The organism is Kitasatospora sp. NPDC101176, from assembly GCF_044768035.1.
In the GTDB taxonomy this organism is placed as follows: Bacteria; Actinomycetota; Actinomycetes; order Streptomycetales; family Streptomycetaceae; genus Kitasatospora.
Window position 1 is genome coordinate 93,222 of sequence record NZ_JBIWPA010000005.1, and the last position, 26,251, is coordinate 119,472.

At 73.9% G+C, this 26,251-nt stretch carries 27 protein-coding genes; 22 read left to right on the forward strand and 5 right to left on the reverse strand.

Going from position 1 to position 26,251, the window contains the following annotated elements; all coding sequences use genetic code 11:
• Nucleotides 1-39 precede the first annotated feature (39 nt).
• Nucleotides 40-417 carry a DUF1844 domain-containing protein gene (locus ACIRS1_RS10125; protein ID WP_360208727.1) on the reverse strand — a complete coding sequence of 126 codons (378 nt, stop codon included), beginning with the start codon at nt 415-417 and terminating at the stop codon, nt 40-42.
• A 491-nt stretch (nt 418-908) separates the two neighbouring features.
• On the opposite strand from ACIRS1_RS10125, the gene infC reads away from it, so the two are divergent.
• The 11 genes from infC (at nt 909) to ACIRS1_RS10180 (ending at nt 12,003) form a co-directional block, all read left to right on the forward strand.
• Nucleotides 909-1,634 (forward strand): translation initiation factor IF-3, encoded by a 726-nt coding sequence (gene infC, locus ACIRS1_RS10130; RefSeq protein ID WP_360208938.1) that lies wholly within the window; start codon nt 909-911, stop codon nt 1,632-1,634.
• Nucleotides 1,635-1,773: 139 nt separating this feature from the next.
• Complete coding sequence (rpmI, locus tag ACIRS1_RS10135; RefSeq protein ID WP_360208729.1) at nt 1,774-1,968, forward strand: 50S ribosomal protein L35; 195 nt, start codon at nt 1,774-1,776, stop codon at nt 1,966-1,968.
• Between the two features lie 109 nt (nt 1,969-2,077).
• Entirely contained in the window at nt 2,078-2,473 is a 396-nt protein-coding gene (rplT, locus tag ACIRS1_RS10140) for a 50S ribosomal protein L20 (protein ID WP_030055649.1), read from the forward strand.
• A 122-nt stretch (nt 2,474-2,595) separates the two neighbouring features.
• Nucleotides 2,596-3,462, forward strand: a complete 867-nt coding sequence (locus ACIRS1_RS10145; RefSeq protein WP_402838304.1) for a TrmH family RNA methyltransferase — start codon at nt 2,596-2,598, stop codon at nt 3,460-3,462.
• A 145-nt stretch (nt 3,463-3,607) separates the two neighbouring features.
• The gene (locus tag ACIRS1_RS10150) at nt 3,608-4,711 is read left to right on the forward strand and encodes an ATP-binding protein (RefSeq protein ID WP_402838306.1); all 1,104 of its coding nucleotides are present in this window, start codon (nt 3,608-3,610) and stop codon (nt 4,709-4,711) included.
• A gap of 222 nt (nt 4,712-4,933) precedes the next feature.
• On the forward strand, nt 4,934-6,055 hold the full coding sequence (gene pheS / locus ACIRS1_RS10155) for a phenylalanine--tRNA ligase subunit alpha (protein WP_360208737.1): 1,122 nt from the start codon (nt 4,934-4,936) through the stop codon (nt 6,053-6,055).
• Entirely contained in the window at nt 6,055-8,556 is a 2,502-nt protein-coding gene (pheT, locus tag ACIRS1_RS10160; protein ID WP_402838307.1) for a phenylalanine--tRNA ligase subunit beta, read from the forward strand. The genes pheS and pheT overlap by 1 nt, the downstream gene beginning before the upstream one ends.
• A gap of 173 nt (nt 8,557-8,729) precedes the next feature.
• Entirely contained in the window at nt 8,730-9,167 is a 438-nt protein-coding gene (locus ACIRS1_RS10165) for a GntR family transcriptional regulator (RefSeq protein WP_360208742.1), read from the forward strand.
• On the forward strand, nt 9,167-10,093 hold the full coding sequence (locus tag ACIRS1_RS10170; protein WP_360208745.1) for an ATP-binding cassette domain-containing protein: 927 nt from the start codon (nt 9,167-9,169) through the stop codon (nt 10,091-10,093). The genes ACIRS1_RS10165 and ACIRS1_RS10170 overlap by 1 nt, the downstream gene beginning before the upstream one ends.
• Nucleotides 10,090-11,055 (forward strand): ABC transporter permease subunit, encoded by a 966-nt coding sequence (locus ACIRS1_RS10175; RefSeq protein ID WP_402838310.1) that lies wholly within the window; start codon nt 10,090-10,092, stop codon nt 11,053-11,055. Before ACIRS1_RS10170 ends, ACIRS1_RS10175 begins: the two co-directional genes overlap by 4 nt.
• A gap of 108 nt (nt 11,056-11,163) precedes the next feature.
• Complete coding sequence (locus ACIRS1_RS10180; protein ID WP_402838312.1) at nt 11,164-12,003, forward strand: chitosanase; 840 nt, start codon at nt 11,164-11,166, stop codon at nt 12,001-12,003.
• Nucleotides 12,004-12,072: 69 nt separating this feature from the next.
• On the opposite strand, the gene ACIRS1_RS10185 is transcribed toward ACIRS1_RS10180, so the two are convergent.
• Nucleotides 12,073-12,942, reverse strand: coding sequence for a 3-hydroxybutyryl-CoA dehydrogenase (locus tag ACIRS1_RS10185; protein WP_360208754.1), 870 nt, complete (start codon nt 12,940-12,942; stop codon nt 12,073-12,075).
• A gap of 316 nt (nt 12,943-13,258) precedes the next feature.
• Between ACIRS1_RS10185 and ACIRS1_RS10190 the strand changes: the two genes are divergently transcribed.
• Nucleotides 13,259-14,077, forward strand: coding sequence for an SDR family oxidoreductase (locus tag ACIRS1_RS10190; protein WP_360208757.1), 819 nt, complete (start codon nt 13,259-13,261; stop codon nt 14,075-14,077).
• Nucleotides 14,078-14,110: 33 nt separating this feature from the next.
• Here ACIRS1_RS10190 and ACIRS1_RS10195 read toward each other — a convergent pair whose 3' ends face one another.
• A complete protein-coding gene (locus ACIRS1_RS10195) occupies nt 14,111-15,016 on the reverse strand; it encodes a polysaccharide deacetylase family protein (protein ID WP_402838314.1) in 906 nt (301 codons plus the stop codon).
• Between the two features lie 290 nt (nt 15,017-15,306).
• Between ACIRS1_RS10195 and ACIRS1_RS10200 the strand changes: the two genes are divergently transcribed.
• Together ACIRS1_RS10200 and ACIRS1_RS10205 are read left to right on the forward strand one after the other, a co-directional pair.
• Nucleotides 15,307-16,191, forward strand: coding sequence for an SAM-dependent methyltransferase (locus ACIRS1_RS10200; protein WP_360208762.1), 885 nt, complete (start codon nt 15,307-15,309; stop codon nt 16,189-16,191).
• Nucleotides 16,192-16,348: 157 nt separating this feature from the next.
• Nucleotides 16,349-16,855, forward strand: coding sequence for an FBP domain-containing protein (locus ACIRS1_RS10205; RefSeq protein WP_402838317.1), 507 nt, complete (start codon nt 16,349-16,351; stop codon nt 16,853-16,855).
• 7 nt (nt 16,856-16,862) lie between these two features.
• Here the strand turns inward: ACIRS1_RS10205 and ACIRS1_RS10210 are convergent, their stop codons facing one another.
• Nucleotides 16,863-17,246: a S4 domain-containing protein gene (locus ACIRS1_RS10210; protein WP_360208768.1), complete on the reverse strand. Its 384-nt coding sequence runs from the start codon at nt 17,244-17,246 to the stop codon at nt 16,863-16,865.
• Complete coding sequence (locus ACIRS1_RS10215) at nt 17,239-17,664, reverse strand: VOC family protein (protein ID WP_387905862.1); 426 nt, start codon at nt 17,662-17,664, stop codon at nt 17,239-17,241. The genes ACIRS1_RS10210 and ACIRS1_RS10215 overlap by 8 nt, the downstream gene beginning before the upstream one ends.
• Before the next feature lie 84 nt (nt 17,665-17,748).
• Here ACIRS1_RS10215 and ACIRS1_RS10220 point away from each other — a divergent pair, with 84 nt between their 5' ends.
• From ACIRS1_RS10220 to ACIRS1_RS10255, 8 genes are all read left to right on the forward strand, one after another.
• The gene (locus ACIRS1_RS10220) at nt 17,749-19,011 is read left to right on the forward strand and encodes a methyltransferase (RefSeq protein WP_402838320.1); all 1,263 of its coding nucleotides are present in this window, start codon (nt 17,749-17,751) and stop codon (nt 19,009-19,011) included.
• Between the two features lie 107 nt (nt 19,012-19,118).
• Nucleotides 19,119-20,147 carry an N-acetyl-gamma-glutamyl-phosphate reductase gene (gene argC / locus ACIRS1_RS10225; protein ID WP_402838322.1) on the forward strand — a complete coding sequence of 343 codons (1,029 nt, stop codon included), beginning with the start codon at nt 19,119-19,121 and terminating at the stop codon, nt 20,145-20,147.
• 14 nt (nt 20,148-20,161) lie between these two features.
• On the forward strand, nt 20,162-21,316 hold the full coding sequence (gene argJ / locus ACIRS1_RS10230; RefSeq protein ID WP_402838632.1) for a bifunctional glutamate N-acetyltransferase/amino-acid acetyltransferase ArgJ: 1,155 nt from the start codon (nt 20,162-20,164) through the stop codon (nt 21,314-21,316).
• Nucleotides 21,317-21,443: 127 nt separating this feature from the next.
• Nucleotides 21,444-22,319 (forward strand): acetylglutamate kinase, encoded by an 876-nt coding sequence (gene argB / locus ACIRS1_RS10235; RefSeq protein ID WP_360208943.1) that lies wholly within the window; start codon nt 21,444-21,446, stop codon nt 22,317-22,319.
• A complete protein-coding gene (locus ACIRS1_RS10240) occupies nt 22,316-23,521 on the forward strand; it encodes an acetylornithine transaminase (RefSeq protein ID WP_402838324.1) in 1,206 nt (401 codons plus the stop codon). Before argB ends, ACIRS1_RS10240 begins: the two co-directional genes overlap by 4 nt.
• Nucleotides 23,522-23,544: 23 nt before the next feature.
• Nucleotides 23,545-24,093, forward strand: coding sequence for an arginine repressor (locus ACIRS1_RS10245; RefSeq protein WP_360208783.1), 549 nt, complete (start codon nt 23,545-23,547; stop codon nt 24,091-24,093).
• 160 nt (nt 24,094-24,253) lie between these two features.
• Nucleotides 24,254-25,678 carry an argininosuccinate lyase gene (gene argH, locus ACIRS1_RS10250; RefSeq protein WP_360208786.1) on the forward strand — a complete coding sequence of 475 codons (1,425 nt, stop codon included), beginning with the start codon at nt 24,254-24,256 and terminating at the stop codon, nt 25,676-25,678.
• Nucleotides 25,679-25,785: 107 nt separating this feature from the next.
• Nucleotides 25,786-26,043, forward strand: a complete 258-nt coding sequence (locus tag ACIRS1_RS10255) for a hypothetical protein (RefSeq protein ID WP_360208788.1) — start codon at nt 25,786-25,788, stop codon at nt 26,041-26,043.
• Nucleotides 26,044-26,251: the final 208 nt, after the last annotated feature.

The window sequence follows — 26,251 nt, forward strand, 5'->3', positions numbered from 1 at the left end:
GCCCGCTCGGGTGAGCGGGCGGGTCCTCGGCCGGCGGCGTCAGGAGTAGACGGGCCCGGTGAACTTCTCGCCCGGGCCGGCGCCCGGCGCGTCCGGGACGAGCGAGGCCTCGCGGAAGGCCAGCTGCAGCGAGCGCAGGCCGTCCCGCAGCGGGGCCGCGTGGAAGTTGCTGATCTCCGGGGCGCCGGCGGTGACCAGCCCGGCCAGGGCGGTGATCAGCTTGCGTGCCTCGTCGAGGTCCTTGTCCTTCTCGCCGCCCTCGGCCAGGCCGCACTTGACCGCCGCGGCGCTCATCAGGTGCACGGCGACGGTGGTGATCACCTCGACGGCCGGGACCTCGGCGATGTCCCGGGTGAGGTCGTCGAAGCCGATCGCGTCGTCGTCCGCGCCGGGGGTCTGGGTGGGCTCGGTGCTCAAGGGGGGCTCGTTCCGTCGTGGCGTTTGTCCGTACCCCTGGAGCGTACAAGGGCTCGGATCGGGCCCCGGCGGGCAGTGCGGCGGGCGGTGCGGCGGGGCGGAATAGCGTTCGACTCCGCAGCGCTGTATGCTTCGAGACTGACCGGCCGGGATCCCTCAGGGGTGCCTGGCCAGCAAGTGGAGGCTCCACTCAGGAGGCCCGAGAGGGCAACCGCGAAAGTCTCCCACCTGATCGGCCTCGCGGTCGACGGGTCCCGGTCCGCGACGGGCGCCACGGCGTCGAGTCGCCGCAGCGCTCCTCACCAGGGCGCCGCCCCCGGTTGTGTGGAGCCCCGCTTGTACCGAGCGGGGCTTTTTTCGTGTCGCGGTGCACACGGTGCCGAAGGTACCGGGCAGCGCAGCACGAATGAAGCCCCGCCCAGTGGTCGAGTCCACTACGTGCGACCGCCGTCCGACGGCCGCATCGCAGAAGGTGCAACCGAGGAGGCCCCATCAGCACCGAGCCCCGCATCAACGACCGGATTCGCGTCCCGGAGGTGCGACTCGTCGGTCCCAGCGGCGAGCAGGTCGGCATCGTGCCGCTTGCGAAGGCGCTGGAGCTCGCGCAGGAGTACGACCTCGACCTGGTCGAGGTCGCGGCGACCGCCCGGCCGCCGGTGTGCAAGCTCATGGACTACGGCAAGTTCAAGTACGAGTCGGCCATGAAGGCCCGTGAGGCGCGCAAGAACCAGGCGCACACGGTCATCAAGGAGATGAAGCTCCGGCCGAAGATCGACCCGCACGACTATGACACCAAGAAGGGTCACGTCGTCCGGTTCCTCAAGCAGGGCGACAAGGTCAAGATCACGATCATGTTCCGTGGTCGTGAGCAGTCCCGCCCCGAGCTGGGCTTCCGTCTGCTGCAGCGGCTCGCCGACGACGTCCAGGAGCTGGGCTTCGTGGAGTCGTCGCCGAAGCAGGACGGCCGAAACATGATCATGGTTCTCGGCCCGCACAAGAAGAAGACCGAGGCCATGGCCGAGGCCCGCGCCCTCGCCGACGCCCGCAAGGCCGAGCGTCAGGGCCGCACCGTCGGCTCCGACGCCGCCCCCGCGGACGAGGACGACGTGGCGGCGGCCGACGAGGCCGTGACCGAGGCGCAGGACGCCCCGGCCGAGGCGCCGGCCGCCGAGGCCGACGCTCCGGTCGAGCAGCCGGCCGCCCCCCAGGGCGCCTGAGCCCCAGGGCCCAGGCAGTCCGGGGGTCGGCCCCCAGGGTGACGGGGCGTCCCGCCCGGTCACGCAGATCCATCCAGTTCACGCCCGCGTGGCGCAGGCCGCGCGGGCGTGAACGGGACCGACGAGGAGATACGGCGAAATGCCGAAGCAGAAGACGCACAGTGGCGCCAGCAAGCGCTTCAAGATCAGTGGCTCTGGCAAGGTGCTGCGCGAGCGCGCCGGCCGCCGCCACCTCCTGGAGCGCAAGCCCTCGACGCTGACCCGCAAGCTGGCCGGGACGATCGAGATGGCCCCCGCTGACGCCAAGAAGATCAAGAAGCTTCTCGGCAAGTGATCGCCCTCCCGCCCGGCGCGAGCCGTGAGCGGGGCAGCTGATCCTTCCCGACCCATTCGAATGACGGACCACGTGAAGTAGTCCGTGGTCCTACCCAAGGAGTAATCAAGTGGCACGCGTCAAGCGGGCAGTGAACGCCCACAAGAAGCGCCGGGTCATCCTGGAGCGCGCCAGCGGCTACCGGGGCCAGCGCTCGCGCCTGTACCGCAAGGCCAAGGAGCAGGTCACCCACTCGCTGGTCTACAACTTCAACGACCGCAAGAAGCGCAAGGGCGACTTCCGTCAGCTGTGGATCCAGCGCATCAACGCTGCGGCCCGTGCCAACGGCATCACCTACAACCGCTTCGTGCAGGGCCTGAAGGCCGCCAGCGTCGAGATCGACCGCAAGATGCTGGCCGACCTGGCCGTCAACGACCCGGGTGCGTTCGCCTCCCTGGTCGAGGTGGCCCAGAAGGCGCTGCCGGCCGACGTGAACGCCCCCAAGGCCGCCGCCGACGCCGCCTGATCTCCCCGGATCAGTTGAGCTCCGACCGGACCCGCAGGCACTCCTGCGGGTCCGGTTCTGCATTCCCCGCCGCGTTCGCCCGGCGCGGACCCTCAGCGTCACCCGTCACAGAGAACGAGACCATGCCGAGCACCGAGACCCCCCTGCTCACCTCCCTGCGCTCGCCGCGCGTCGTCGCCGCCCGCCGGCTCGCCAAGCGGAACCAGCGCACCAAGGAGCGCCGGTTCCTGGCCGAGGGCCCGCAGGCCGTCCGGGAGGCTGTGGCCTTCGGCCGGCTGCCGGACTCGGCCGACCACGCCGTGGTCGAGGTGTACGTGACCCCGGAGGCCGCCGAGCGGCACGCCGGCATCGTCGAGGAGGCCCTGGCCGAGGGGCTGCCGGTGCTGACCGCCACCGACGAGGTGATCGCCGACATCTGCGACACGGTGACCCCGCAGGGCATCGTGGCGCTCTGCCGCTTCATCGACACGCCGTTCGCCGAGGTGCTCAGGGCCCGCCCGAAGCTGGTCGCCGTGCTCGCCCACGTCCGCGACCCCGGCAACGCGGGCACCGTGCTGCGCACCGCCGACGCGGCCGGCGCGGACGCCGTGGTGCTCACCGACGCCTCCGTGGACCTCTACAACCCCAAGGCCGTCCGGGCCTCCGTCGGCAGCCTGTTCCACCTGCCGGTGGCCGTCGGCGTGCCGATCGAGGAGGCCGTCGCGCAGCTGCGGGCGGCCGGCGTCCGGGTGCTCGCCGCGGACGGTGCGGGGGAGCGCGACCTCGACCAGGAGCTCGACGAGGGCACCCTGGGCGCGCCCGGCGCGTGGGTCTTCGGCAACGAGGCGTGGGGGCTCCCGGAGGAGACCCGCGCGCTCGCCGACGAGGTGGTCCGGGTGCCGATCCACGGGCACGCCGAGAGCCTCAACCTGGCCACCGCCGCGGCCGTCTGCCTGTACGCCTCGGCCCGGGCGCAGCGATCGCCCGGGGGCTGCCGCGTGAACGCCTGACCCGCGCGCCGGGGCGCCGTCCGCCGGACACGCCCCGCGACGCGCCCGGATCACCCCGTTGCAGGCCCTACTGCCGGGGGCTGCGAGGCGCTAGGGTCTGCCTCTGTGGGGGGAACGGCACGGTGGGTAATCGGGGAGGACACCCATGGTCGGCAGCGGGCCAGAGCTCGACCCGGACGACCTGCCGGACGGCCTGGTGGTCGCCGACGCGACGGGCCTGGTGGTCCGCTTCAACCGGGCCGCGGCCCGGCTGACCGGCGTGCTCCCGCGGGCCGCGCTCGGCCGGCCGCTCGATGACGTCCTCCCGCTGGAGGACCTCGACGGCCGCCGCTGGTGGCAGCTGACCGACCCGTACGGCGGCCTGGCCATCCGCACCGGCCAGCCCGAGCGCAACCTGCTGCTGCCCGGCGGCCGGGAGGTGCTGGTCTCCGCCCGCTACGTCCGGCCCGTGCCGCTGGCGCCGCCGGAGCGCCTGGTGATCGCGCTGCGCGGCACCGAGGCCCGGCGCCGCACCGAGCGCAGCCACGCCGAGCTGATCGCCACCGTCGCGCACGAGCTGCGCTCGCCGCTGACCAGCGTCAAGGGCTTCACGGCGACCCTGCTGGCCAAGTGGGAGCGGTTCACCGACGGGCAGAAGCGGCTGATGCTGGAGACCGTCGACGCCGACGCCGACCGGGTCACCCGGCTGATCGCCGAGCTGCTGGACATCTCCCGGATCGACGCCGGGCGGCTGGAGCTGCGCAAGCAGGTCGTCGATCTGGCCGCCTCGGTGCGCCGGCACGTCGAGCGCAAGGTCGCCACCGGCATCCCCGAGGAGCGCTTCGACGTCCGGATCGGCGAGCCGCTGACCGTCCTGTGGGCCGACCCGGACAAGGTCGACCAGGTGCTGGCCAACCTGCTGGAGAACGCGGTCCGGCACGGCGAGGGGACCGTCACGATCGAGGTCGCCCCCGCCAAGGAGGTCGTCGAGGCACCGGCCTGGGAGCGCTCCGGCACCCCTCCGCGCGTCGTCGAGGGCACCGCGGTGACCGTCAGCGACGAGGGCGGCGGCATCCCCGAGGAGGCCGTGCCGCGGGTCTTCACCCGCTTCTGGCGCGGCTCCAAGCGCGGCGGCACCGGCCTCGGCCTCTACATCGTCAAGGGCATCGTGGAGGCCCACGGCGGCTCCATCCGGGTCGACCGCGCCCCCGGCGGCGGCGCCCGGTTCCGTTTCATCCTGCCCGCAGGGATCCCCGACTTCATGCTGTAGGCCCGCTCCGGACGGGCAGCGCGGCGGTCGCGCTACGCGCTGCGACTACACTCGACCTTTGGCGTTTGCGCCACGCCCTGCGCGGCTGAGCCGCGGACACCCTCCCGTGAGCCCCTCCGGTGAACGGAGACGGCCTGCCCGTGCCCCGGCCCCGCCGGGCGTGCCGCCACGGCGCGCACCCTTACCTGAGCACGGACGAGCAGGAGCACGGGAAAGATAGAGATGTCGGCACCCAACAAGTCGTACGACCCGGTCGAGGTCGAGGCCCTCAAGCCCGAGGTGGTGGAGCAGGCGCGGGACGAGGCCGTCGCCGCCTTCGCCGCCGCCAGCACGCTCGACGAGCTGAAGCAGGCCAAGGTCGCCCACACCGGCGACCGCTCCGCGCTCTCCCTCGCCAACCGCGAGATCGGCGCCCTGCCCCCGCACGCCAAGGCCGCCGCCGGCAAGCTGATCGGCCAGGCCCGCGGCGCCGTCAACCAGGCCCTCGCCCGGCGGCAGGCCGAGCTGGAGGCGGAGCGCGACGCCCGCGTGCTGGTCGAGGAGGCGGTGGACGTCACCCTGCCGTACGACCGCGCCCCGCGCGGCGCCCGGCACCCGCTGACCACGCTGGCCGAGCGCATCGAGGACACCTTCGTCGCGATGGGCTACCAGGTCGCCGAGGGCCCCGAGGTCGAGGCCGAGTGGCTCAACTTCGACGCCCTCAACCTGGGCCCGGACCACCCGGCCCGCTCGATGCAGGACACCTTCTTCGTCCGGGCCCCGGACGGCTCCGCCGACTCCGGCGTGGTGCTGCGCACCCAGACCTCCCCGGTCCAGGCCCGCACCCTGCTGGACCGCGAGCCCCCGGTCTACGTGGTCTGCCCCGGCCGGGTGTACCGCACCGACGAGCTGGACGCCACCCACACCCCGGTGTTCCGCCAGGTCGAGGGCCTCGCCGTGGACGAGGGCATCACCTTCGCCGACCTCAAGGGCACCATCGAGGTGCTCGTCGAGAAGCTCATCGGCGGCGGCCTGGAGCTGCGCTGGCGCCCCTCGTACTTCCCGTTCACCGAGCCGAGCGCCGAGATCGACCTGCAGTGCTTCGTGTGCCGCGGCGAGAGCGTCGGCAACCCGGACCGCCCGTGCCGCACCTGCTCCTCCGAGGGCTGGATCGAGCTCGGCGGCTGCGGCGTCGTCAACCCGCGGGTGCTGGTCGCCTGCGGCGTCGACCCCGACCGCTACAGCGGGTTCGCCTTCGGCCTGGGCCTGGAGCGGATCCTGATGAATCGTCACAACGTCGCCGACATGCGCGACATGGTCGAGGGTGACGTGCGCTTCACCCTTCCGTTCGGGATGGAGATCTGATGCGCGTCCCGCTTTCCTGGCTGCGCGAGTACGTCGACCTGCCGGCCGGCGAGACCGGCCGTGACGTGGCCGAGCGCCTGGTCCGGGCCGGCCTGGAGGTCGAGACCGTCGAGCAGCTCGGCGGCGACCTCAAGGGCCCGCTGGTGGTCGGCGAGGTGCTCTCCATCGAGGAGCTGACCGGCTTCAAGAAGCCGATCCGGCACTGCTTCGTCAACGTCGGCGACGCCAACGGCACCGGCGCACCGCAGGAGATCGTCTGCGGCGCCAGCAACTTCGCCGTCGGCGACAAGGTCGTCGTGGTCCTCCCGGGCGCCGTGCTGCCCGGCCCCTTCCCGATCGCGGCCCGCCAGACCTACGGCCAGACCTCGGCCGGCATGATCTGCTCCGCGCGCGAGCTCGGCATGGGCGACGACCACAACGGCATCATCGTGCTGCCGCCGGAGTTCGAGCCCGGCACCGACGCGATCGAGCTGCTCCAGCTCGTCGACGAGGTGCTGGACATCGCCGTCACCCCGGACCGCGGCTACTGCCTGTCCATGCGCGGCGTCGCCCGCGAGGCCGCCGCCGCGTACGGGCTGCCGCTGGCCGATCCGGCGCTGCTCGACGTGCCGCCGGCCAACTCCTTCGGCTACCTGGTCAAGGTCAACGACCCGGCCGGCTGCGACCGCTTCGTGGCCCGCACCGTCGTCGGCGTCGACCCGGACGCAGCGTCCCCGATCTGGCTGCAGCGCCGCCTCCAGAAGGCGGGCATCCGGCCGATCTCGCTGACCGTCGACATCACCAACTACGTGATGCTGGAGGTCGGCCAGCCGCTGCACGCCTACGACCGGCAGCGCGTCGACGGCCCGATCACGGTCCGCCGGGCGGAGCAGGGCGAGACCCTCACCACCCTGGACGGGGTCACCCGCAAGCTCGACGCCGAAGACCTGCTGATCTGCGACAACAGCGGCCCGATCGGCCTGGCCGGTGTCATGGGCGGCGCCTCCACCGAGATCCTCGACCCGGCCGCCGGGCCGGGCACCACCGAGGTGATCATCGAGGCCGCGCACTTCGACCCGGTCTCCGTCGCCCGCTCGGCCAAGCGGCACAAGCTGCCCTCCGAGGCGTCCAAGCGCTTCGAGCGCGGCGTCGACCCGGAGGCCGCCCGCGCGGCCGCGCAGCGCGCCGTCGACCTGCTGGTCCTGATCGCCGGCGGCACCGCCGAGGCCGGGGTCACCGACATCGCCGCCCCGCACCCGGTGCGCACCATCACCATCGCCGCCGACCTGCCCGACCGGGTCGCCGGCACCGAGTACGGCCGCGAGACCGTCACCCGGCGCCTGCAGGAGATCGGCTGCTCGGTCGCGGGCGCCGACGTCCTCGAGGTCACGCCGCCGACCTGGCGCCCCGACCTCACCGACCCGTACGACCTCGCCGAGGAGGTCATCCGGCTCGAGGGCTACGACAACGTCCCGGCCCGGATGCCCGACGTGCCGCCGGGCAAGGGCCTGACCGAGGCCCAGCGCACCCACCGCCGGATCGGCGTCGCGCTGGCCGGGTCCGGCTACGTCGAGGTCAACAACTACCCGTTCCTCGGCACGGCCGCCTTCGACGCGCTCGGCCTGGAGCCGGACGACCGTCGCCGCCGCACCGTCCAGCTGGTCAACCCGCTGAACGACGAGGAGCCGGCGCTGCGCACCACGCTGCTGCCGGGCCTGCTCGGCGCGCTGCGCCGCAACGTCGGCCGGGGCAACACCGACCTGGCGATCTACGAGACCGGCACCGTCTTCCTGCCGAAGGACGAGCTGACCGTGGCCCCGCGGCCGTCGGTCGAGCGCCGGCCCGGCGACGAGGAGCTGGCCGCGCTCGACGCCGCGCTGCCGGACCAGCCGCGCCGGGTCGCCGCCGCCCTCGCGGGCGAGCGGCTGCCGTCCGGCTGGTGGGGCCAGGGCGCCGGCGCCTCCTGGGCGGACGCCGTCGAGGCGGCCCGCACGGTGGCCCGCGCGGCCGGCGTCGAGCTGACCGTCCGCCAGGGGCAGCAGGCGCCCTGGCACCCGGGCCGCTGCGCCGAGCTGGTCGTCTCGGGCACCGACCGGGTGGTCGGCCACGCCGGCGAGCTGCACCCGCGGGTCGTGAAGGCGCTGGGCCTGCCGGCTCGCACCAGCGCGATGGAGGTCGACATCGACCTGCTCACCGCCGACGGTGCCGTGAAGGTCGACGGCCCGGCCGTCTCCGGGTTCCCGGTGGCCACCCAGGACGTCGCCCTGATCGTCGACACGGCCGTCCCGGCCGCCGACGTCGAGGCCGCGCTGCGTTCGGGCGCGGGTGAACTGCTGGAGGCCATCCGGCTGTTCGACGTCTTCACCGGCGAGCAGGTCGGCGAGGGCAAGAAGTCGCTGGCGTACGCGCTGCGCTTCCGCGCGGCGGACCGCACGCTGACCGCCGACGAGGCGACCGCCGCCCGTGAGGCGGCCGTCGCCGAGGCCGTCGCCCGCACCGGCGCGGTGCTGCGCGGCGCCTGATCCCGCAGGCCCCGAAGGGCCCCGCCCGGACCGACGGTCCGCGCGGGGCCCTTCGGCGTTCGCGGCGCGGCCGAGCGCGCGTCCGGGGGCTCGGGCCAGGGTTTCGGTCGGGGCTCCGGGCCGGCGTCCGGCGGGTTGACGAACCGTCACCGGCTCAGCTTAACTCTTTCCCTATGGAAGTAGATAAAGCGGGTGACCAGCCCTCTCCGATCGAGTTCCGTCTGGACCCGGCCTCCGGCGTCCCGACCTACCTGCAGCTGGTCCAGCAGGTCGAACAGGCGCTGCGGATGGGCTGGTTGACGGAGGGGGATCAGCTGCCCCGGGTGCGCGAGGTCGTGGCGGGGCTGGCGATCAACCCCAACACCGTGCTCAAGGCGTACCGCGAGCTGGAGCACCGCGGGCTGGCGGCCGGCCGCCGCGGTCAGGGCACCTTCGTGCGCGGGCTGCCCGCCGGGGTGGTGCCGCTGCGCGAACGGGCCGCGCTGCGCGCGGGGTTGATCGACTGGATGCGCTCGGCACACGCGGCCGGGCTGGACGAGGGGGGGATGGTCGCCGTGTTCGAGGACGCGCTGCGCGACCTGCGCGAGGGACGCGACGGGGTGGTCGCGTGATGGCCGGGGACACCGTGATCGACTGCGGCGGGATCGGCAAGCGCTACCGCCGCTCCTGGGCGCTGCGGGACTGCCACCTCGCCGTCCCCGCCGGGCACGTGGTGGCCCTGGTCGGTCCGAACGGCGCGGGCAAGACCACCCTGCTGAGCCTCGCCGCCGGCCTGAGCCTGCCCAGTGAGGGCGCGCTGACCGTCCTGGGCGGCCGGACCCCGGGCTCCCCGGAGGCGCTGGACCGGATCGGCTACGTCGCCCAGAACGCCGCCCTCTACCCGGGCCTGCGGGTGCGCGACCTGCTGGCGATGGGCGGCCACCTCAACCGCCGCTGGGACGCCGCCCGGGCCCGGACCCACCTGGCGGACCTCGGCATCCCGCCGGACCGGAAGTACGGCCGGCTCTCCGGCGGCCAGCAGGCGCAGGTCTCGCTCGCACTGGCCCTCGCCAAGCGCCCCGAACTCCTGCTTCTCGACGAGCCGTTGGCAGCGCTCGACCCGCTGGCCCGGCACGACTTCATGGCCGCGCTGCTGAGCGCCGTGGCCGAGGACGGCCTGTCCGTGGTGTTCTCCTCGCACGCCGTCAACGAGCTGGAGCAGAGCTGCGACTACCTGGTGGTGCTCGGCGGCGGCCGGGTCCAGGTGGCGGGCGAAGTGGACGACCTGCTGGCCGGCCACCGGATGCTGACCGGCCCGACCGGGGAGGCGGACGGCGTCGCCGCCCGGCTGCCGGTGGTCCGCGACCGCCGGGCCGGAGCCCAGTCGCACCTGCTGGTGCGCACCGGCGGCGTGGACGCCCCGGTGTCCGGCGGGTGGCGCCAACAGCGCGTCGGCCTGGAGGAGCTGGTCCTCGCCTACCTGCGCGAGCCGACCGCCTCCGCCCTCCCCGGCCCGCGCGGGGCCGTCCGCCCCAACGAGAAGGTGCTGCTGCCGTGAGTTCGACCACCATCGCGCCGTCCCGGTCCGCCGTGCTGCGGGCGGCCGGGCTGCGCCACCGGCCTTCCCTGCGGACGCTGCTGCTCGTGCTGGCCGCCCTGGCCGCCCTGCTGGCCGTCACGGGGTACCGGCTGCACGCGGGGCTCGACCGCTCCGGCGCGGGCGGGTGCGACATGGCGCTGCGCGCCTGCAACGAGCACTGGAAGGAGTTCCTGCGCGGGTACGGCGCCGAGCTGGCGTTCGGCGGGAACGTCACCTACTTCCTCGGCGGCGCGCTCGGGGCCTTCGTCGGGGCGCCGCTGCTGGCCCGGGAGTTCGAGCACGGCACGGTGCGCTTCGCCTGGACCCAGGGGGCCGGGCGCACCCGGTGGACGGTCGGCGGGCTGCTGGTCGCCGGCGGTGTCCTGGCCGTCGCGACGGCCCTGCTGGCCACGGTGCTCCGTTGGTGGATCGCGCCGCTGGCGGCGGAGTCGGGCCGGTTCTCGCCGCTGGTGTTCGCGAGCGCGCCGCCCGCCCTGGTGGGCCGGGTGCTGCTGGTGTTCGCGTTGTCCGCGCTGGCGGGCGCGGTGCTGCGGCGGACGGTGGTGGCGGTGGGGGTCGGCGTCGTGGCCTCGGTGGTGACCACGCTGGTCGCCGAGTCCCTGCGGTTCCACTACCTCCCGCCGCTGCAGGACACCGTGCACACGCTGGCGCAGAGCTCGGTCGACCACCGCTGGGAGGGCGCCGTCTGGGCGACCGACCCGGGCGGTGCCCGGCTGGACCTCGGCCGGCTCTACGACCTGGCGGGCGACTACTACGGCGCGCAGAAGCTGGTGACCGACGGGGGCTACTCCGTGCACGAGACCTACCAGCCGGACGGCCGCTACTGGCCCTTCCAGCTCATCGAGTTCGGCTGGACGACGCTGCTGGCGGTGGTGCTGTGCGCGGTGACGGTCCGGTGGGTGCGCCGCCGCGCGGCCTGAGGCCGATTTTGAGGAGATTCCGTCAAAGGCCTTGCGGGGCTGGGGGTCGAGGGCGCTACCGTCACGTTAGGAAAGTTTCCTAACCCCCCGAGGAAACGGAGCGTTCACATGCGCCCTCAGCCCCGCCGCGCCCTCCGCATAGCCCTCGCCGCCGCCCTGGTGGCCGTGCCCGCCACGGTCGCGGCCGCCTCCGCCCAGGCCGCGCCGGCACCCGCGACGTCCGTCCGGCTCGCCGGAGTCGGCCTGGACGACCCGCACAAGAAGGACATCGCGATGCAGCTGGTGTCCAGCGCCGAGAACTCCTCGCTGGACTGGAAGGCCCAGTACAAGTACATCGAGGACATCGGCGACGGACGCGGCTACACCGCCGGCATCATCGGGTTCTGTTCCGGCACCGGCGACATGCTCGAGCTCGTCCAGCACTACACCGACCTCAAGCCCGGCAACGTCCTCGCCAAGTACCTGCCGGCCCTCAAGAAGGTCAACGGCAGCGACTCCCACGCCGGCCTGGGCGCGGCCTTCGAGAGGGACTGGGCCGCCGCCGCCAAGGACACCGTCTTCCAGCAGGCCCAGAACGACGAGCGCGACCGGGTGTACTTCAACCCCGCCGTCAAGCAGGCCAAGGCGGACGGCCTGCGCGCGCTCGGCCAGTTCGCCTACTACGACGCCATCGTCATGCACGGCCCCGGCAACAGCTCGGACAGCTTCGGCGGCATCCGCGCGGCCGCCATGAAGAAGGCCAAGACCCCCGCCCAGGGCGGCGACGAGGCCACCTACCTCAAGGCCTTCCTCGACGCCCGCAAGGTGGTCATGAAGAAGGAGGAGGCCCACTCCGACACCAGCCGGGTCGACACCGAGCAGACGGTGTTCCTGAACGCCAGGAACTTCGACCTCAACCCGCCGCTGAAGTGGAAGGTCTACGGCGACAGCTACAGCATCAACAGCTGACCCGGAGCCCGAAGGGGCCCGGGGGCGGTCGTCCGCCCCCGGGCCCCTCCGCGTGCGGGGCGCCCGTGCTCAGGCGCTCGCGGTGTAGTCGTAGAAGCCGCGGCCCGACTTGCGGCCCAGCAGGCCCGCGTCGACCATCCGGGACAGCAGCGGGGGAGCGGCGTACAGCGGCTCCTTGTACTCGTCGTACATCGACTCGGCGATCGACACGATGGTGTCCAGGCCGATCAGGTCGCACAGCCGCAGCGGGCCCATCGGGTGGGCGCAGCCGGCCTCCATGCCCTTGTCGATGTCCGAGGCGGTGGCCACGCCCGACTCGAACATCCGCACCGCGGACAGCAGGTAGGGCACCAGCAGCGCGTTGACCACGAAGCCGGCCCGGTCGCGGGCGCGGATCGGGTCCTTGCCGAGCACCTGGGAGGCGAAGGCCTCGACCCGCTCCGTGGTGGCCGCCGAGGTGGTGAGCGTCGGGATGACCTCGACCAGCTTCTGCACCGGCGCCGGGTTGAAGAAGTGCAGGCCGATGACCTGCTCCGGGCGGGAGGTGGCGGCGGCCAGCTTCACGATCGGGATCGAGGAGGTGTTGGAGGCGAGGATCGCGTCGCGGCGCTCCACCACCTGGTCCAGGGTCTGGAAGATCTTGACCTTGACGTCCTCGCGCTCGGCGACCGCCTCGACCACCAGGTCGCGGTCGGCGAAGTCGGCCAGGTCGACGGTGAAGCCCAGCCGGGAGAGCGCCTCGTCCCGCTGCTCGGGGGTCAGCTTGCCCCGCTTGACCGCCGTCTCCAGGGAGTTGGTCAGCCGGGTGCGGCCGAACTCCAGTGCCTCGCCGCTGGCCTCCGCCACCAGGACGTCCAGCCCGGCCCGGGCGAACACCTCGGCGATGCCCGACCCCATCAGACCGCAGCCGATCACTCCGACGCGCGCGATGTCACTCACTCAGTTGCCCTTCGGTGCTGCTGGGGGTCGCCCAGCGTCTGGTCGCCCAGCGAGGTGCTGGGTAGCGGGCCGGGGAACCGGAATGGGTGCACCGGTCACCGCCCCGACGACGTTACTACTCCGTACCGGCCAGTAGGTCACCCCCTCCCCGGGCGGGTGCCACCGGTGAGCGGTCCCCCGGGGGCCCTCCGGGACCTCGTCGGGGGTCCTCCGAACGGGTGAGGCCGCGCCCGTCGCCCGTGCGCCCGGGGCCCCGTCCGCCGAACGGCCGACAGAATGCCGCAGACGGGGGCCGGGGACGGGAAGGGAGCACGCGGTGCCGACGGGATCGCTCACAGGACAGGTCGCCCTGGTCACCGGCGCCGGCCGGGGCATCGGCCGCGAGATCGCCATCGGCCTGGCCGCCGAGGGCATGGCCGTCGGACTGGTCGGCCGCACCCACGGGACGCTGACCGACACCCTCAAGGAGTGCGTCCAGCACGGCTCCCGGGGCGTCGCCGTCAGCGCCGACGTCACCCGCCCCGGCTCCGTCCGCGAGGCCGTCCGGATCGTCGAGCGCGACCTCGGCCCGGTCGACCTGCTGGTCAACAACGCCGGCCTGGTCGACCGCGCCGAGGTGCCGCTCTGGGAGACCGACGCCAACCAGTGGTGGCAGGTGGTCGAGACCAACCTGCGCGGCCCCTACAACCTGCTGCGCTGCGTCCTGCCCGGCATGGTGTCCCGCGGCGCCGGCCGGGTCGTCAACCTCAACTCGGGCTTCGCGCTGCGCCCGGATGGCCACTACACCGCCTACGCCACCTCCAAGGGCGCGCTGCTGCAGCTCTCCGACAACATGGCGGACTCGCTCGCCCGGCACGGCGTGGTCGTCCTCGACATCAGCCCGGGCGCGGTCGCCACCGACATGACCGCCGCGATGCCGATGTTCCGGGACATGAAGGCCTGGGGCTCCATCCCGTACGTCGTCGCCGTCACCGTGGACGCCGCCCGCGGCCGCTTCGACGCCCTGCACGGCCGGTTCGTCCACGCCGGGCGGGACGACCTGGAGGAGCTGGTCGCCCGGGCCGAGGAGATCCGGGCGGCGGACGCCCGGACCCTGCGGCTGCGGCCCTACAAGGACGACGACCCGATGGGCTGAGCCGGTCCCGGCCCCGGTCCCGGCCCCGGGCCGCTACGCGCAGAGCTGACTGGCGGTCACCGGCTTCAGGCCCGCCTTGGCCAGGCCGTCCAGGATGCCCGGCAGCGCGTCCACCGTGCACTGGTGGCCCATGTGCAGGGCCACCACCGAGCCGCCGCGCACCGAGGCCAGCACCCGGCGCTGCAGCTCGGCGGCGGTCGGGTCGTTGTAGTCGCGCGGGTCGACGTCGAACGAGAGCACGTGCTCGTAGCCGACCGCCCTGGCCTGGTCCCGCACCATCTGGGTGGCGTACTGCGCGGCGGACGGCCGGAACCAGCGGCCGATCGAGCCGGTGAGCCGCTGCAGCCGGTCCGCGCACTGGGCGATCTCGGCGCGGGCCTGGTCCGGGTTCATCGCCGAGATGTTCAGGTGGTTCTGGGTGTGGTTGCCGAGCTCGTGGCCGCCGTCCAGGATCCGCCGGGCCATCTGCGGCTGCTGGTCGAGCCAGCTGCCGACCACCATCACGGTCACCTTGGCGCCGCGCTGCTCGGCGGCCTCCAGCAGGGCGGTGGCGAGCTTCGGGTCACCGGCGCCGTGGAAGGTGAGCGCCACGTTCTTGCCGGTGCGCGGGCCGTTCACCACCTCGACCGGGGTGCCGGCCGCGAGCGGCGGCAGCACCGGCGGGGTCGGCGGGGCGGTCGGCTGGGTCGCGGCCGCGGCGGCCGCGGTGGGCTGCGGCTCCGCCGGGGCGGTCGGCTCGGCGGAGGCCGGGCCCTCGCCGCCGTTCCAGGCCGGATCGGTGGTGTGCTGCGGGTCGACGGTGCCCGGGTGGACGGCGAGCGTCCCGGGGTCGGCCCGGCGCGGGGAGCCGCTGCCGCACGCGGTCAGGAGACCGCCGGCGGCGGTCAGGGCGGCCAGGCGGGCGGCGGTGCGCAGTACGGTGCGGCGGTCGGCAGTCATCGGCAGCCAGCATAGAGAGGGCGGCGAGCTGGAGCGATCCGGGGCGGGCGTCCGGAACACCCTGCTTGACGTGCACACACACCATGCCCCGGGTGGTGCGCAAACCTGAACTCCCGCTGTTTCCACGGCGTGTCGTCGGATACGATCACGGCGCACCGCGGGTTACGGGACGGTAGCCGGGCCGGGAGCGGGAACACCCGTCGCACCGGAAGGACCGCCGGCCGCCGCCGCGGTGCCGGTGCCCGGCAGCGGGCGCCGCATCAGTGGCACGCATTGGGGGGCGGAACAGCATGTACGAGGAGACCGCGGCCGTCGACGGCACCACCGGCACCGACTGGCACTGGGCCAGGGCGGACGACTGGCAGCCGCCGAGCGAACTCGACACCGGCATCCCTCACACCGCCCGGATGTACGACTACTACCTCGGCGGCAAGGACAACTTCGAGGCCGACCGCAAGGCCGCCCAGGCCGCCATAGCCGCCTACCCGGCGCTGCCGCTGCTGGCCCGCACCAACCGGCAGTTCCTCGGCCGCGCGGTCGAGTTCGCCGCCGGCCGGGGCATCCGCCAGTTCCTCGACATCGGCACCGGCATCCCGGCCGTCGGCTCCACCAGCGAGGCCGCCCGCAGGGTCGCCCCGGACGCCCGGGTGGTGTACGTCGACAACGACCCGATCGTCGCCACCCACGCCCGCGCCCTGCTGGCCGGCCACCCCACCGGGCACACCTCCGTGATCGAGGCCGACCTGCGCGACCCGGCCGCCATCCTGGACCACCCCGGCCTGCGCGGCGCCGTCGACCTGGACCAGCCGGTGGCGCTGATGCTGGTCGCCGTCCTGCACTTCATCCGCGACGAGGAGGGCGCGCAGCAGATCGTGCGCACCCTGCGTGACGCGCTCGCGCCCGGCAGCGCGCTGATCCTCTCCCACGGCAGCCCCGACTTCGCCTCCCGGGAGAGCGCCGCCGAGGGGGCCCGGATATACAAGAGCGCCAGTGCGCCGCTCGTCCTGCGCCCCCGCGCCGGCGTCGAACCCTTCTTCGGCGACTTCGAGTTCGTCGGCCCCGGCCTCGTCCAGCTGCCGCTCTGGCGCCCCACCGCCGGACACGTCCCCACCACCGACCTCCCCGAGGGCTGGCAGGACGTCTCCGCCTACGCGGGCGTCGCCCTCAAGCCCTGACCACGGCGGACCGGCCCCGGCGCCTCCCTCCTGCGCCGGGACCGGCCCTCCACACCCCGAAGGCTAGGCGCAGCCACTGACAACCCCTCAAGGCTCCCGTGCGGGCCGGGGGAAAACGGCGCGACGGCGGAGGCGGGGCGGTGCTGGCTTCCGCGGCATGGAACCGCTGAGCGAGAACGAGATCCGCGCGTCCTTCGTCAACTGCTCCAGGGGCGAGGCGAGTCGGCTCAGCCTCCCCCGGGGTCTGACGGAACTGCCCTGGGAGGACCTGGACTTCCTCGGCTGGCGGGACCAGGGTGCCACCGACCGGGCGTACCTGGTGGCCCCGTACCGGGGCGAGCGGGTGGGCGTGACGCTGCGGGTGCCGACCGTCCGCCGCAGCCTGACCAGGAGCAACGTCTGCTCGCTGTGCATCACCGCGCACGCCGGCGCCGGCGTCGCCCTGCTGGCCGCCCGGCGGGCCGGGGCCTCCGGACGGGAGGGCAACACCGTCGGCACCTACGTCTGCGGCGACCTCGCCTGCTCGCTGTACGTGCGCGGGCTCAGGAGGTCGACGCTGGTGACCAGGCCCGACGAGTCGCTGCCGCTGGAGCGGCAGATCGCCCGGACGGTCGCCAACCTGGAGGCCTTCCTCGCCAAGGTGCTCACCGGCACCGCCGGGTAGGGCGGCCTCAGCGCCGGCGCAGCTGGTCGAGGTCGCGCCGCTCGCGCTTGGTGGGCCGCCCGGCGCCCCGGTCGCGCTCGCCGGTCGACGCGAGGAGCTCGCGGGGCGGGCGCGGCGGGCTGTTGTCGACCAGGCACTCCGCTGCCACCGGGGCCCCGACCCGCTTGCGGATCAGCTTGCGGACCACGACGACCCGCTCGTAGCCCTCCTCGCGGACCCGCACCTCGTCGCCGGGGCGCAGGGCCTGCGCGGGCTTGGCCCGCTCGCCGTTGACCCGCACGTGCCCGGCCCGGCAGGCGGCGGCGGCCAGCGCGCGGGTCTTCGCGAGCCGGACCGACCAGATCCAGCTGTCCACCCGCACGCTTCCTTCGGGTCCCTCGTGTTCAGCCATCCCCGGAGCCTACCGAAGCGGCCGGGGGCGACTCCTGGACCGCCCAGCCGTTGCCGTCCGGATCGTTGAAGAACACGAACGAGTTCCACGCCTCGCCGTGCCCGTCGACCCGGGCGCCCGCCTCGAAGTGCTGGACGGGGCTGACCTCGACGCCCCGGGCCGCCAGCTCGGCGTGCGCCTTCTCGATGTCCCGCACCACCAGCTGGAGCCCCTTGACGGAGCCCGGCGGTGCCTCGATGATCCCGCTGCCCACGACGATCGAGCACGCGGAACCCGGGGGAGTCAGCTGCACCACCCGGACCCCGTCGCGCAGCCGGGTGTCGTGGTCGACCGTGAAGCCGGCCTGCTCCTCGTAGAACAGCTTCGCGCGGTCCACGTCCGACACCGGGACCACCACGACTTCGAGCTTCCAGTCCATCGCCCTCACCCCTCTCGGTCGGGCCCTTCCAGTATCGGCCGCCGGGCGGGCCCGCGCCGCCGGGTCGGCTAGCCTGAGGGCACGATGAACCGCCTCAGCACGCCCGCCCCCGCGCCCCTGTTCACCACTCCCTGGGGGGCCCTCGCGCTCACCCGCTTCCCCGAGGACCCGCGCGAGACGCTGCGGGCCTGGGACGCCGCCGACGAGTACCTGCTGCGCCACCTCTCCGGCGAGGCGGACAGTGCCCGCGGCGCGGCCACGGAACTGGCCGGGCGCCGGGTGGTGGTGCTGGGCGACCGCTGGGGCGCGCTGACCACCGCGCTCACCGCCGGGCCGGACGCCGGGCTCACCGCTGGGCCGGCCGCCGGGCCGGACGGCGCGCCGGCCGCCCACGCCCCGGTCCAGATCGTCGACTCCTACCTGGGCCGGCAGGCCACCCTGGCCAACCTGGCCCGGGCCGGAGCCCCGGTGGACCCCGCCCGGCTGCTCACCACCCGGGACGCCCCGCCGGAGCGGATCGACGTCCTGCTGGTGCGGGTGCCGAAGAGCCTGGCGCTGCTGGAGGACCAGCTGCGCCGGCTCGCCCCGGCCGTCCACCCGGGCACGGTGGTGGTGGGCACCGGCATGGTCACCGAGATCCACACCTCCACCCTGCAGCTCTTCGAACGGATCCTCGGCCCGACCCGCACCTCGCTGGCGGTCCGCAAGGCCCGGCTGATCTTCTGCACCCCGGGTCCGGTGCCCGACCCGGGGCCCAATCCGTGGCCGCACCGCTACGCGCTGCCCGCGGACGTCGGCCCGGTCTCGGGGTGCACGGTGGTCAACCACGCGGGGACGTTCTGCGCCGAGCGCCTGGACGTCGGGACGCGCTTCCTCCTCGCCCACCTGCCGACCCCGGCGCCCGGTGCCCGGGTGGTCGACCTGGGCTGCGGCAACGGCGTCGTGGGGACGGCGGCGGCGCTGGCCGGGCCGGGCGCGGAGCTGCTGTTCGTCGACGAGTCGTACCAGGCGGTGGCCTCGGCGGAGGAGACCTTCCGCGCCAACCTGGGCCCGGACGCCCCGGCCGAGTTCGTCACCGCCGACGCGCTGGCGGCGGACGTGGTCGCCCCGGGTTCGGTGGACCTGGTGCTGAACAACCCGCCGTTCCACTCCCACCAGGCCACCACGGACGCGACCGCGTGGCGGATGTTCACCGGTGCCCGGCGGGCGCTGCGCCCGGGCGGCGAGCTGTGGGTGGTGGGCAACCGGCACCTCGGGTACCACGTCAAGCTGCGCCGGCTCTTCGGCAACTGCCGGGTGGTGGCCGGAAATCCCAAGTTCGTGGTGCTGCGCGCCGTCAAGCGGTAGTCCGCACACTGGCCGGTTCGGCACCTACCAATCGGGGTTCCCGCACATACTCCTTGCATGGATGTTCCGTGCTGCGTATATTCATGCCACGACCAAGGAGGAACGCCATGGCATTGCGAGTCGCCGTCGCCGGCGCGAGCGGGTACGCGGGCGGTGAGGTGCTGCGTCTGCTGCTCGGCCACCCGGAAGTGGAGATCGGGGCGCTGACCGGCGGCTCGAACGCGGGCACCCGGCTCGGCGCGCTGCAGCCGCACCTGATCCCGCTCGCCGACCGCGTCCTCGAGCCGACCACCCCCGAGGTGCTGGCCGACCACGACGTGGTGTTCCTGGCGCTGCCGCACGGCCAGTCCGCGGCCGTCGCCGAGGCGCTCGGCGGCAACGTGCTGGTGGTCGACTGCGGCGCCGACTTCCGCCTCCGGGCCGCCGCCGACTGGGAGCAGTTCTACGGCTCCGCGCACGCCGGCACCTGGCCCTACGGTCTCCCGGAACTCCCCGGCCACCGGGCCGCGTTGAAGGGCAGCAACCGGATCGCCGTGCCCGGCTGCTACCCGACGGCCGTCTCCCTGGCGCTGTTCCCGGCGTACGCGGCCGGCCTGGCCGAACCGGAGGCCGTCGTGGTCGCCGCCTCGGGCACCTCCGGCGCCGGCAAGGCCGCCAAGACCCACCTGCTGGGCAGCGAGGTGATGGGCAGCGTCAGCCCGTACGGGGTCGGCGGCGTGCACCGGCACACCCCGGAGATGGCGCAGAACCTGACCCCGCTCGCGGGCGAGCCGGTCACCGTCTCGTTCACGCCGACGCTCGTCCCGATGCCGCGCGGCATCCTCGCCACCTGCTCCGCCAAGGCGAAGCCCGGCGTGACGGCGGAGGGGCTGCGCGCCGCCTACGCCGAGGCGTTCGCCGCCGAGCCGTTCGTCCACCTGCTGCCCGAGGGGCAGTGGCCGCAGACCAGCAGCGTCTACGGCGCCAACACCGCCCTGGTCCAGGTCGCCCTGGACGCCACCGCCGGGCGGATCATCGCGATCAGCGCGATCGACAACCTCGTCAAGGGCACCGCGGGCGGCGCGGTGCAGAGCATGAACATCGCCCTCGGCCTGCCCGAGGAGCTGGGCCTTCCCCTGAACGGAGTCGCACCGTGAGCAAGAGCACCGACGTGGGCGTGACGGCGGCCAAGGGCTTCCGCGCCGCCGGGGTGACCGCCGGCCTCAAGGCCTCGGGCGCTCCCGACCTCGCCCTGGTGGTCAACGACGGCCCCGCGCTCGCCGCCGCCGGCGTCTTCACCGGCAACCGGGTCAAGGCCGCGCCGGTGCTCTGGTCCGAGCAGGTGCTCAAGGGCGGTCAGGTGTCCGCGGTGGTCCTCAACTCCGGTGGCGCCAACGCCTGCACCGGTCCGCTGGGCTTCCAGGACACCCACGCCACGGCGGAGAAGGTCGCCGAGGAGCTGGGCCTGAACGCCGGCGAGGTGGCCGTGGCCTCCACCGGCCTGATCGGTGTGCGGCTGCCGATGGACGTCCTGCTGCCCGGCGTCGCCCTGGCCGCCCGGGAGCTCGGTGCGGACGGCGGCGAGGCCGCGGCGATCGCCATCAAGACCACCGACACCGTGCACAAGACCGCCCAGGTGACCAGCCCGGCCGGCTGGACGGTCGGTGGCATGGCCAAGGGCGCAGGGATGCTGGCCCCCGGCCTGGCCACCATGCTGGTCGTCCTCACCACCGACGCCGACCTGGACGCCCCGGCCCTGGACGCCGCCCTGCGCGACGCCACCCGCACCACCTTCGACCGGATCGACTCCGACGGCTGCATGTCCACCAACGACACCGTGCTGCTGCTCGCCTCGGCCGCCTCCGGCGTCGTCCCGGACGGGGCCGAGTTCGCCGAGGCCGTCCGCACCGTCAGCGCCGACCTGGCCCGCCAGCTGATCGGCGACGCCGAGGGCGCCGGCAAGGACATCCGGATCGACGTCACCGGCGCCGCGAGCGAGCAGGAGGCCGTCGACGTCGCCCGGACGATCGGCCGCAACAACCTGCTCAAGTGCGCCATCCACGGCGAGGACCCGAACTGGGGCCGGGTGCTGGCCGCGATCGGCACCACCGCCGCCGCCTTCGACCCCGACCGGCTGGACGTGGCCATCAACGGCGTCTGGGTCTGCCGGGACGGCAGCGTGGGCGAGGACCGCGACCTGGTGGACATGTCCGGGCGCGAGGTCGTCATCACCGCGGACCTGAACGCCGGCACGGCGAGCGCCACGCTGTGGACCAACGACCTGACCGCCGACTACGTCCACGAGAACAGCGCCTACTCCACCTGATCCGCGGCGGGCCCGGGCCGACCGGCCACCCGACCCGCCGCGCGACATCCGCCTCGGACGAGGGACATCCGTGAAGATCGCACCCAAGGGCGAACAGGCCCGCAACAACACCGCGTTGCCCAAGGCGATGACGCTCATCGAGGCGCTGCCGTGGCTGGAGCGCTTCCACGGCAAGACCGTCGTGATCAAGTTCGGCGGCAACGCCATGGTGGACGACGACCTCAAGGCGGCTTTCGCCCAGGACGTCGTCTTCCTCCGCTACGCCGGCCTGCACCCCGTCGTGGTGCACGGCGGCGGCCCGCAGATCAGCGCCCAGCTGGACCGGCTCGGCCTGGAGTCCAGCTTCACCAACGGCCTGCGGGTCACCACCCCCGAGACCATGGACGTGGTCCGGATGGTGCTCTCCGGCCAGGTGCAGCGCGAGCTGGTCGGCCTGCTCAACGAGCACGGCCCGTTCGCGGTCGGCATGACGGGCGAGGACGCCCACACCATGACGGCGGTCAAGCGCTACGCGGTGGTGGACGGCGAGCAGGTCGACATCGGCCTGGTCGGCGACATCGTGAACATCGAGGCGGGCGCGGTCAAGGCGCTGATCGCCGACGGCCGGATCCCGGTCATCTCCTCGATCGCGCGCGGCGCCGACGGCCACGTCTACAACATCAACGCCGACACCGCGGCCGCCGCCCTGGCGGTCGCGCTCGGTGCCGAGATGCTGGTCGTGCTGACCGACGTCGAGGGCCTCTACAAGGACTGGCCGAACTCCGACGACGTGATCAGCCAGCTCGGCGCGAGCGAGCTGGAGGAGCTGCTGCCCGGCCTGGCCAGCGGCATGGTGCCCAAGATGGAGGGCTGCCTGCGCGCCGTCCGCTCCGGGGTGGGCACCGCCCGCGTCCTGGACGGCAGGGTGCAGCACAGCCTGCTGCTGGAGATCTTCACCGACGAGGGAGTCGGCACGATGGTCGTGCCGGACGACGAACCGACCGTGACCGGGGGACTGGCATGACCGCGAACGAGCAACTGACCAGCCGGTGGCAGCACGCCTTCACCGACAACTACGGCACCCCGCGGATCCCGCTGGTGCGCGGCGAGGGCGCCAAGCTCTGGGACGCCGACGGCAAGGAGTACACCGACCTGCTCGGCGGCATCGCCGTCAACGCGCTCGGCACCGCCCACCCGGCGGTCGTCGAGGCGGTCAGCCGGCAGATCGCCACCCTCGGCCACGTCTCCAACCTCTTCATGGCCGAGCCGACCGTCGCCCTGGCCGAGCGACTGCTGGCGCTGGACGGCCGGGAGGGTGGCCGGGTGTTCTTCTGCAACTCCGGCGCCGAGGCCAACGAGGCCGCGTTCAAGATCAGCCGCCGGACCGGCCGCACCCGTCTGGTCGCCCTCCAGGGTGCCTTCCACGGCCGCACGATGGGTGCCCTGGCGCTCACCGGCCAGCCCGCCAAGCAGGACCCGTTCCGCCCGCTGCCCGGCGACGTCACGCACGTCCCGTTCGGCGACGTCGAGGCGCTGCGCGCGGCGGTGACCACGGAGACGGCGGCCGTCTTCCTGGAGCCGATCCAGGGCGAGAACGGCGCCGTCCCGCTGCCCGAGGGCTACCTGCGGGCGGCCCGCGAGATCACCCGGGCCACCGGCACCCTGCTGGTCCTGGACGAGATCCAGACCGGCGTCGGCCGCACCGGCCACTGGTACGCCCACCAGGCCGTCGAGGGCGTGGAACCGGACGTCGTCACCCTCGCGAAGGCGCTCGGCGGGGGACTGCCGATGGGCGCGGTGCTGGCCTTCGGCGAGGCCGCCGAGCTGCTCACCCCCGGCCAGCACGGCACCACCTTCGGCGGGAACCCGGTGGCCGCGGCGGCCGGCCTCGCGGTGCTGGACACCATCGAGTCCGAGGGCCTGCTGGAGCACGTCCGCAAGCTGGGCGAGCGGCTGCGGCACGGCGTCGAGGCGATCGACGACCCGTTGGTCTCGCACGTGCGCGGGGCCGGGCTGCTGCTCGGGATCGTGCTGACCGAGCCGGTCTCGGCGAGGGTGCAGGCCGTCGCGCAGGAGAAGGGTTTCCTGGTCAACGCGGCCGTCCCGGACGCGGTGCGGCTGGCCCCGCCGCTGGTGCTGACCGAGCAGGAGGCGGACGCCTTCCTGGCCGCGCTGCCGGGCATCCTCCGGACGGTGCGCGAGAGCGCCCCGGCCGATGCGAGCTGACCGCCGTCCGGGAGAATAGTCACATGACCGTTTCCCCCTTCGGCCAGTCCGCCGCCGGCCCGTCGCCGCAGGTGCCGCAGACCCGCACCGCGCGCCACCGGCGGATCGTGGACCTGCTCACCCGCCAGCCCGTGCGCTCGCAGAGCCAGCTCGCCAAGCTGCTCGCCGACGACGGACTCGTGGTCACCCAGGCCACCCTCTCCCGGGACCTGGACGAGCTGGGCGCGGTCAAGATCCGCAACCGGGACGGCGCGCTGATCTACGCCGTCCCGGCCGAGGGCGGCGACCGCACGCCGCGCGCGCCGATGGGGGAGTCGGCCAGTGAGGGCCGGATGGCCCGGCTGGCCGGCGAGCTCATGGTCTCGGCGACGGCCTCCGGCAACCTGGTGGTGCTGCGCACCCCGCCGGGCGCCGCGCAGTTCCTCGCCTCGGCGATCGACCAGGCCGAGGTGTTCGAGATCATCGGCACCATCGCCGGTGACGACACCGTCCTGCTGATCAGCCGCGATCCGGCCGGCGGCCAGGCGCTCGCCGACCACCTCATGCAACTCGCCCAGGCCAAGGCGCAGTAGCGTCCGCACGCCACGGGACCCCGGCCGGTGATCCACCGGCCGGGGTTTTGTGTTTCATACGGCATCGTGCATACTTATGCCCATCGCCGTAAACCTGTACGACCTCGCCTGACCCGTCCCTCCCCGACCGACCCCTCTCCCCGTGCAAGGAGCCCACGCGATGACCGCCGATCAGAACGCCGACGTCCGCCTCTGGGGTGCGCGCTTCGCCGACGGCCCCTCCGAGGCGCTGGCCAGGCTCTCCGCCTCCGTCCACTTCGACTGGCGCCTCGCGCCCTACGACATCGCCGGCTCCAAGGCCCACGCCCGGGTCCTGCACAAGGCCGGCCTGCTGTCCGACGACGAGCTCGCCGCGATGCTGGACGGCCTCGACCGGCTGCTCGCCGACGTCGGCGCCGGCACCTTCACCGGCACGGTCGCCGACGAGGACGTGCACACCGCCCTGGAACGCGGCCTGCTCGAGCGCCTCGGCGCCGACCTGGGCGGCAAGTTGCGGGCCGGCCGCTCGCGCAACGACCAGATCGCCACCCTGTTCCGGATGTACCTGCGGGACCACGCGAAGACCATCGGCGGTCTGGTGCTCGACCTCCAGCACGCCCTGGTCGGCCTGGCCGAGGCCCACCCGGACACCGCGATGCCGGGCCGCACCCACCTCCAGCACGCCCAGCCCGTGCTCTTCGCCCACCACGTCCTCGCGCACGTGCAGGCCCTCGGCCGGGACGCCGAGCGGCTGCGCCAGTGGGACGCCCGCACGGCCGTCTCGCCGTACGGCTCCGGGGCGCTGGCCGGCTCCTCGCTCGGCCTCGACCCGCAGGCCGTCGCCGCCGACCTCGGCTTCGAGGGCGGCTCGGTCGGCAACTCCATCGACGGCACGGCCTCGCGCGACTTCGTCGCCGAGTTCGCGTTCGTGACCGCGATGATCGGCGTCAACCTCTCCCGGATCGCGGAGGAGGTGATCATCTGGAACACCAAGGAGTTCGGCTTCATCACGCTGCACGACGCCTTCTCCACCGGCTCCTCGATCATGCCGCAGAAGAAGAACCCGGACATCGCCGAGCTCGCCCGGGGCAAGTCCGGCCGGCTGATCGGCAACCTGACGGGCCTGCTGGCGACCCTCAAGGCGCTGCCGCTCGCCTACAACCGGGACCTCCAGGAGGACAAGGAGCCGGTCTTCGACTCCTGCGACACGCTGGAGGTGCTGCTGCCCGCGTTCACCGGCATGATGGCCACCCTCACCGTGCACCGGGAGCGGCTGGAGGAGCTCGCCCCGGCCGGCTTCTCGCTGGCCACCGACATCGCCGAGTGGCTGGTCAAGCAGGGCGTGCCGTTCCGGGTCGCGCACGAGGTGGCCGGCGCCTGCGTCAAGGTCTGCGAGGCCGAGGGCATCGAGCTGTCCGACCTGACGGACGAGCAGTTCGCCGCGATCTCCCCGCACCTGACGCCCGAGGTCCGTTCGGTGCTCAGCGTGCACGGGGCCATCGCCGCCCGCAACGGGCGCGGCGGGACGGCTCCGTCGGCCGTCGCGGTCCAGCTCGCCGAGGTGAAGGCGGACCTGGCGCGGCAGCAGGAGTGGGTCCGGGGCTGACCACCGGTCAGCGGACGAGGGGCGCGGCGGTCCGACCGGCGCGCCCCTCCGCCGTCCGCGCCTCCGGCCGGGCGTAACCGGCCCCGCCCCGGCCCGTCATGCACGGTGTGTGCACCCCCCTTCCGCCCGTCCCCTCCGCCGAGGACGTGTACCTCGCCGAGTACCGCCGCCGGGTCGTCCGCGAGACCGTGGCCGGCCTGCCGGGGCGCTGCCCCCAGCTGGTCGCGGCCCTCGCGGAGGACCCGCCGCCCACCTACCGGGAGCTCGCCGAGCGCCTCGCCATGCCGCGCGGCTCGATCGGCCCGACCCGCTCCCGCTGCCTCGCCTGCCTGCGCGTCCTCCTGCACGCCGAGCGCTACCCGTGAACCGCGGCGGGGGCGGCACGCCGGGCGTGGAGTCCCCGGCCGGCTCCGGCCGCCCCGTCCGCGCCGCCGGGCCGTTCGACCTCCGGAGCCCGTCCGCGCCGACGGCCCGGTCGGCCGGGTGACGCTCCTCACGCTCGGTGCCGCGGAGGTTGAGCGCAGCTGACACGCGGGTAGAGCGCTGGCGAACGTAGCTCTTGACGGTGCCGCG

Coding starts and splice junctions, on each gene's coding strand:
- pheS (WP_360208737.1), top strand. CDS start 4,934: ATGTCGGCACCCAACAAGTCGTACGACCCGGTCGAGGTCGAGGCCCTC.
- ACIRS1_RS10240 (WP_402838324.1), top strand. CDS start 22,316: ATGACCGCGAACGAGCAACTGACCAGCCGGTGGCAGCACGCCTTCACC.
- ACIRS1_RS10210 (WP_360208768.1), bottom strand. CDS start 17,246: ATGGCTGAACACGAGGGACCCGAAGGAAGCGTGCGGGTGGACAGCTGG.
- ACIRS1_RS10180 (WP_402838312.1), top strand. CDS start 11,164: ATGCGCCCTCAGCCCCGCCGCGCCCTCCGCATAGCCCTCGCCGCCGCC.
- ACIRS1_RS10150 (WP_402838306.1), top strand. CDS start 3,608: ATGGTCGGCAGCGGGCCAGAGCTCGACCCGGACGACCTGCCGGACGGC.
- argB (WP_360208943.1), top strand. CDS start 21,444: ATGACGCTCATCGAGGCGCTGCCGTGGCTGGAGCGCTTCCACGGCAAG.
- argC (WP_402838322.1), top strand. CDS start 19,119: ATGGCATTGCGAGTCGCCGTCGCCGGCGCGAGCGGGTACGCGGGCGGT.
- pheT (WP_402838307.1), top strand. CDS start 6,055: ATGCGCGTCCCGCTTTCCTGGCTGCGCGAGTACGTCGACCTGCCGGCC.
- ACIRS1_RS10195 (WP_402838314.1), bottom strand. CDS start 15,016: ATGACTGCCGACCGCCGCACCGTACTGCGCACCGCCGCCCGCCTGGCC.
- ACIRS1_RS10170 (WP_360208745.1), top strand. CDS start 9,167: ATGGCCGGGGACACCGTGATCGACTGCGGCGGGATCGGCAAGCGCTAC.
- ACIRS1_RS10205 (WP_402838317.1), top strand. CDS start 16,349: ATGGAACCGCTGAGCGAGAACGAGATCCGCGCGTCCTTCGTCAACTGC.
- ACIRS1_RS10145 (WP_402838304.1), top strand. CDS start 2,596: ATGCCGAGCACCGAGACCCCCCTGCTCACCTCCCTGCGCTCGCCGCGC.
- ACIRS1_RS10220 (WP_402838320.1), top strand. CDS start 17,749: ATGAACCGCCTCAGCACGCCCGCCCCCGCGCCCCTGTTCACCACTCCC.
- rpmI (WP_360208729.1), top strand. CDS start 1,774: ATGCCGAAGCAGAAGACGCACAGTGGCGCCAGCAAGCGCTTCAAGATC.
- ACIRS1_RS10200 (WP_360208762.1), top strand. CDS start 15,307: ATGTACGAGGAGACCGCGGCCGTCGACGGCACCACCGGCACCGACTGG.
- ACIRS1_RS10215 (WP_387905862.1), bottom strand. CDS start 17,664: ATGGACTGGAAGCTCGAAGTCGTGGTGGTCCCGGTGTCGGACGTGGAC.
- ACIRS1_RS10245 (WP_360208783.1), top strand. CDS start 23,545: ATGACCGTTTCCCCCTTCGGCCAGTCCGCCGCCGGCCCGTCGCCGCAG.
- ACIRS1_RS10165 (WP_360208742.1), top strand. CDS start 8,730: ATGGAAGTAGATAAAGCGGGTGACCAGCCCTCTCCGATCGAGTTCCGT.
- argH (WP_360208786.1), top strand. CDS start 24,254: ATGACCGCCGATCAGAACGCCGACGTCCGCCTCTGGGGTGCGCGCTTC.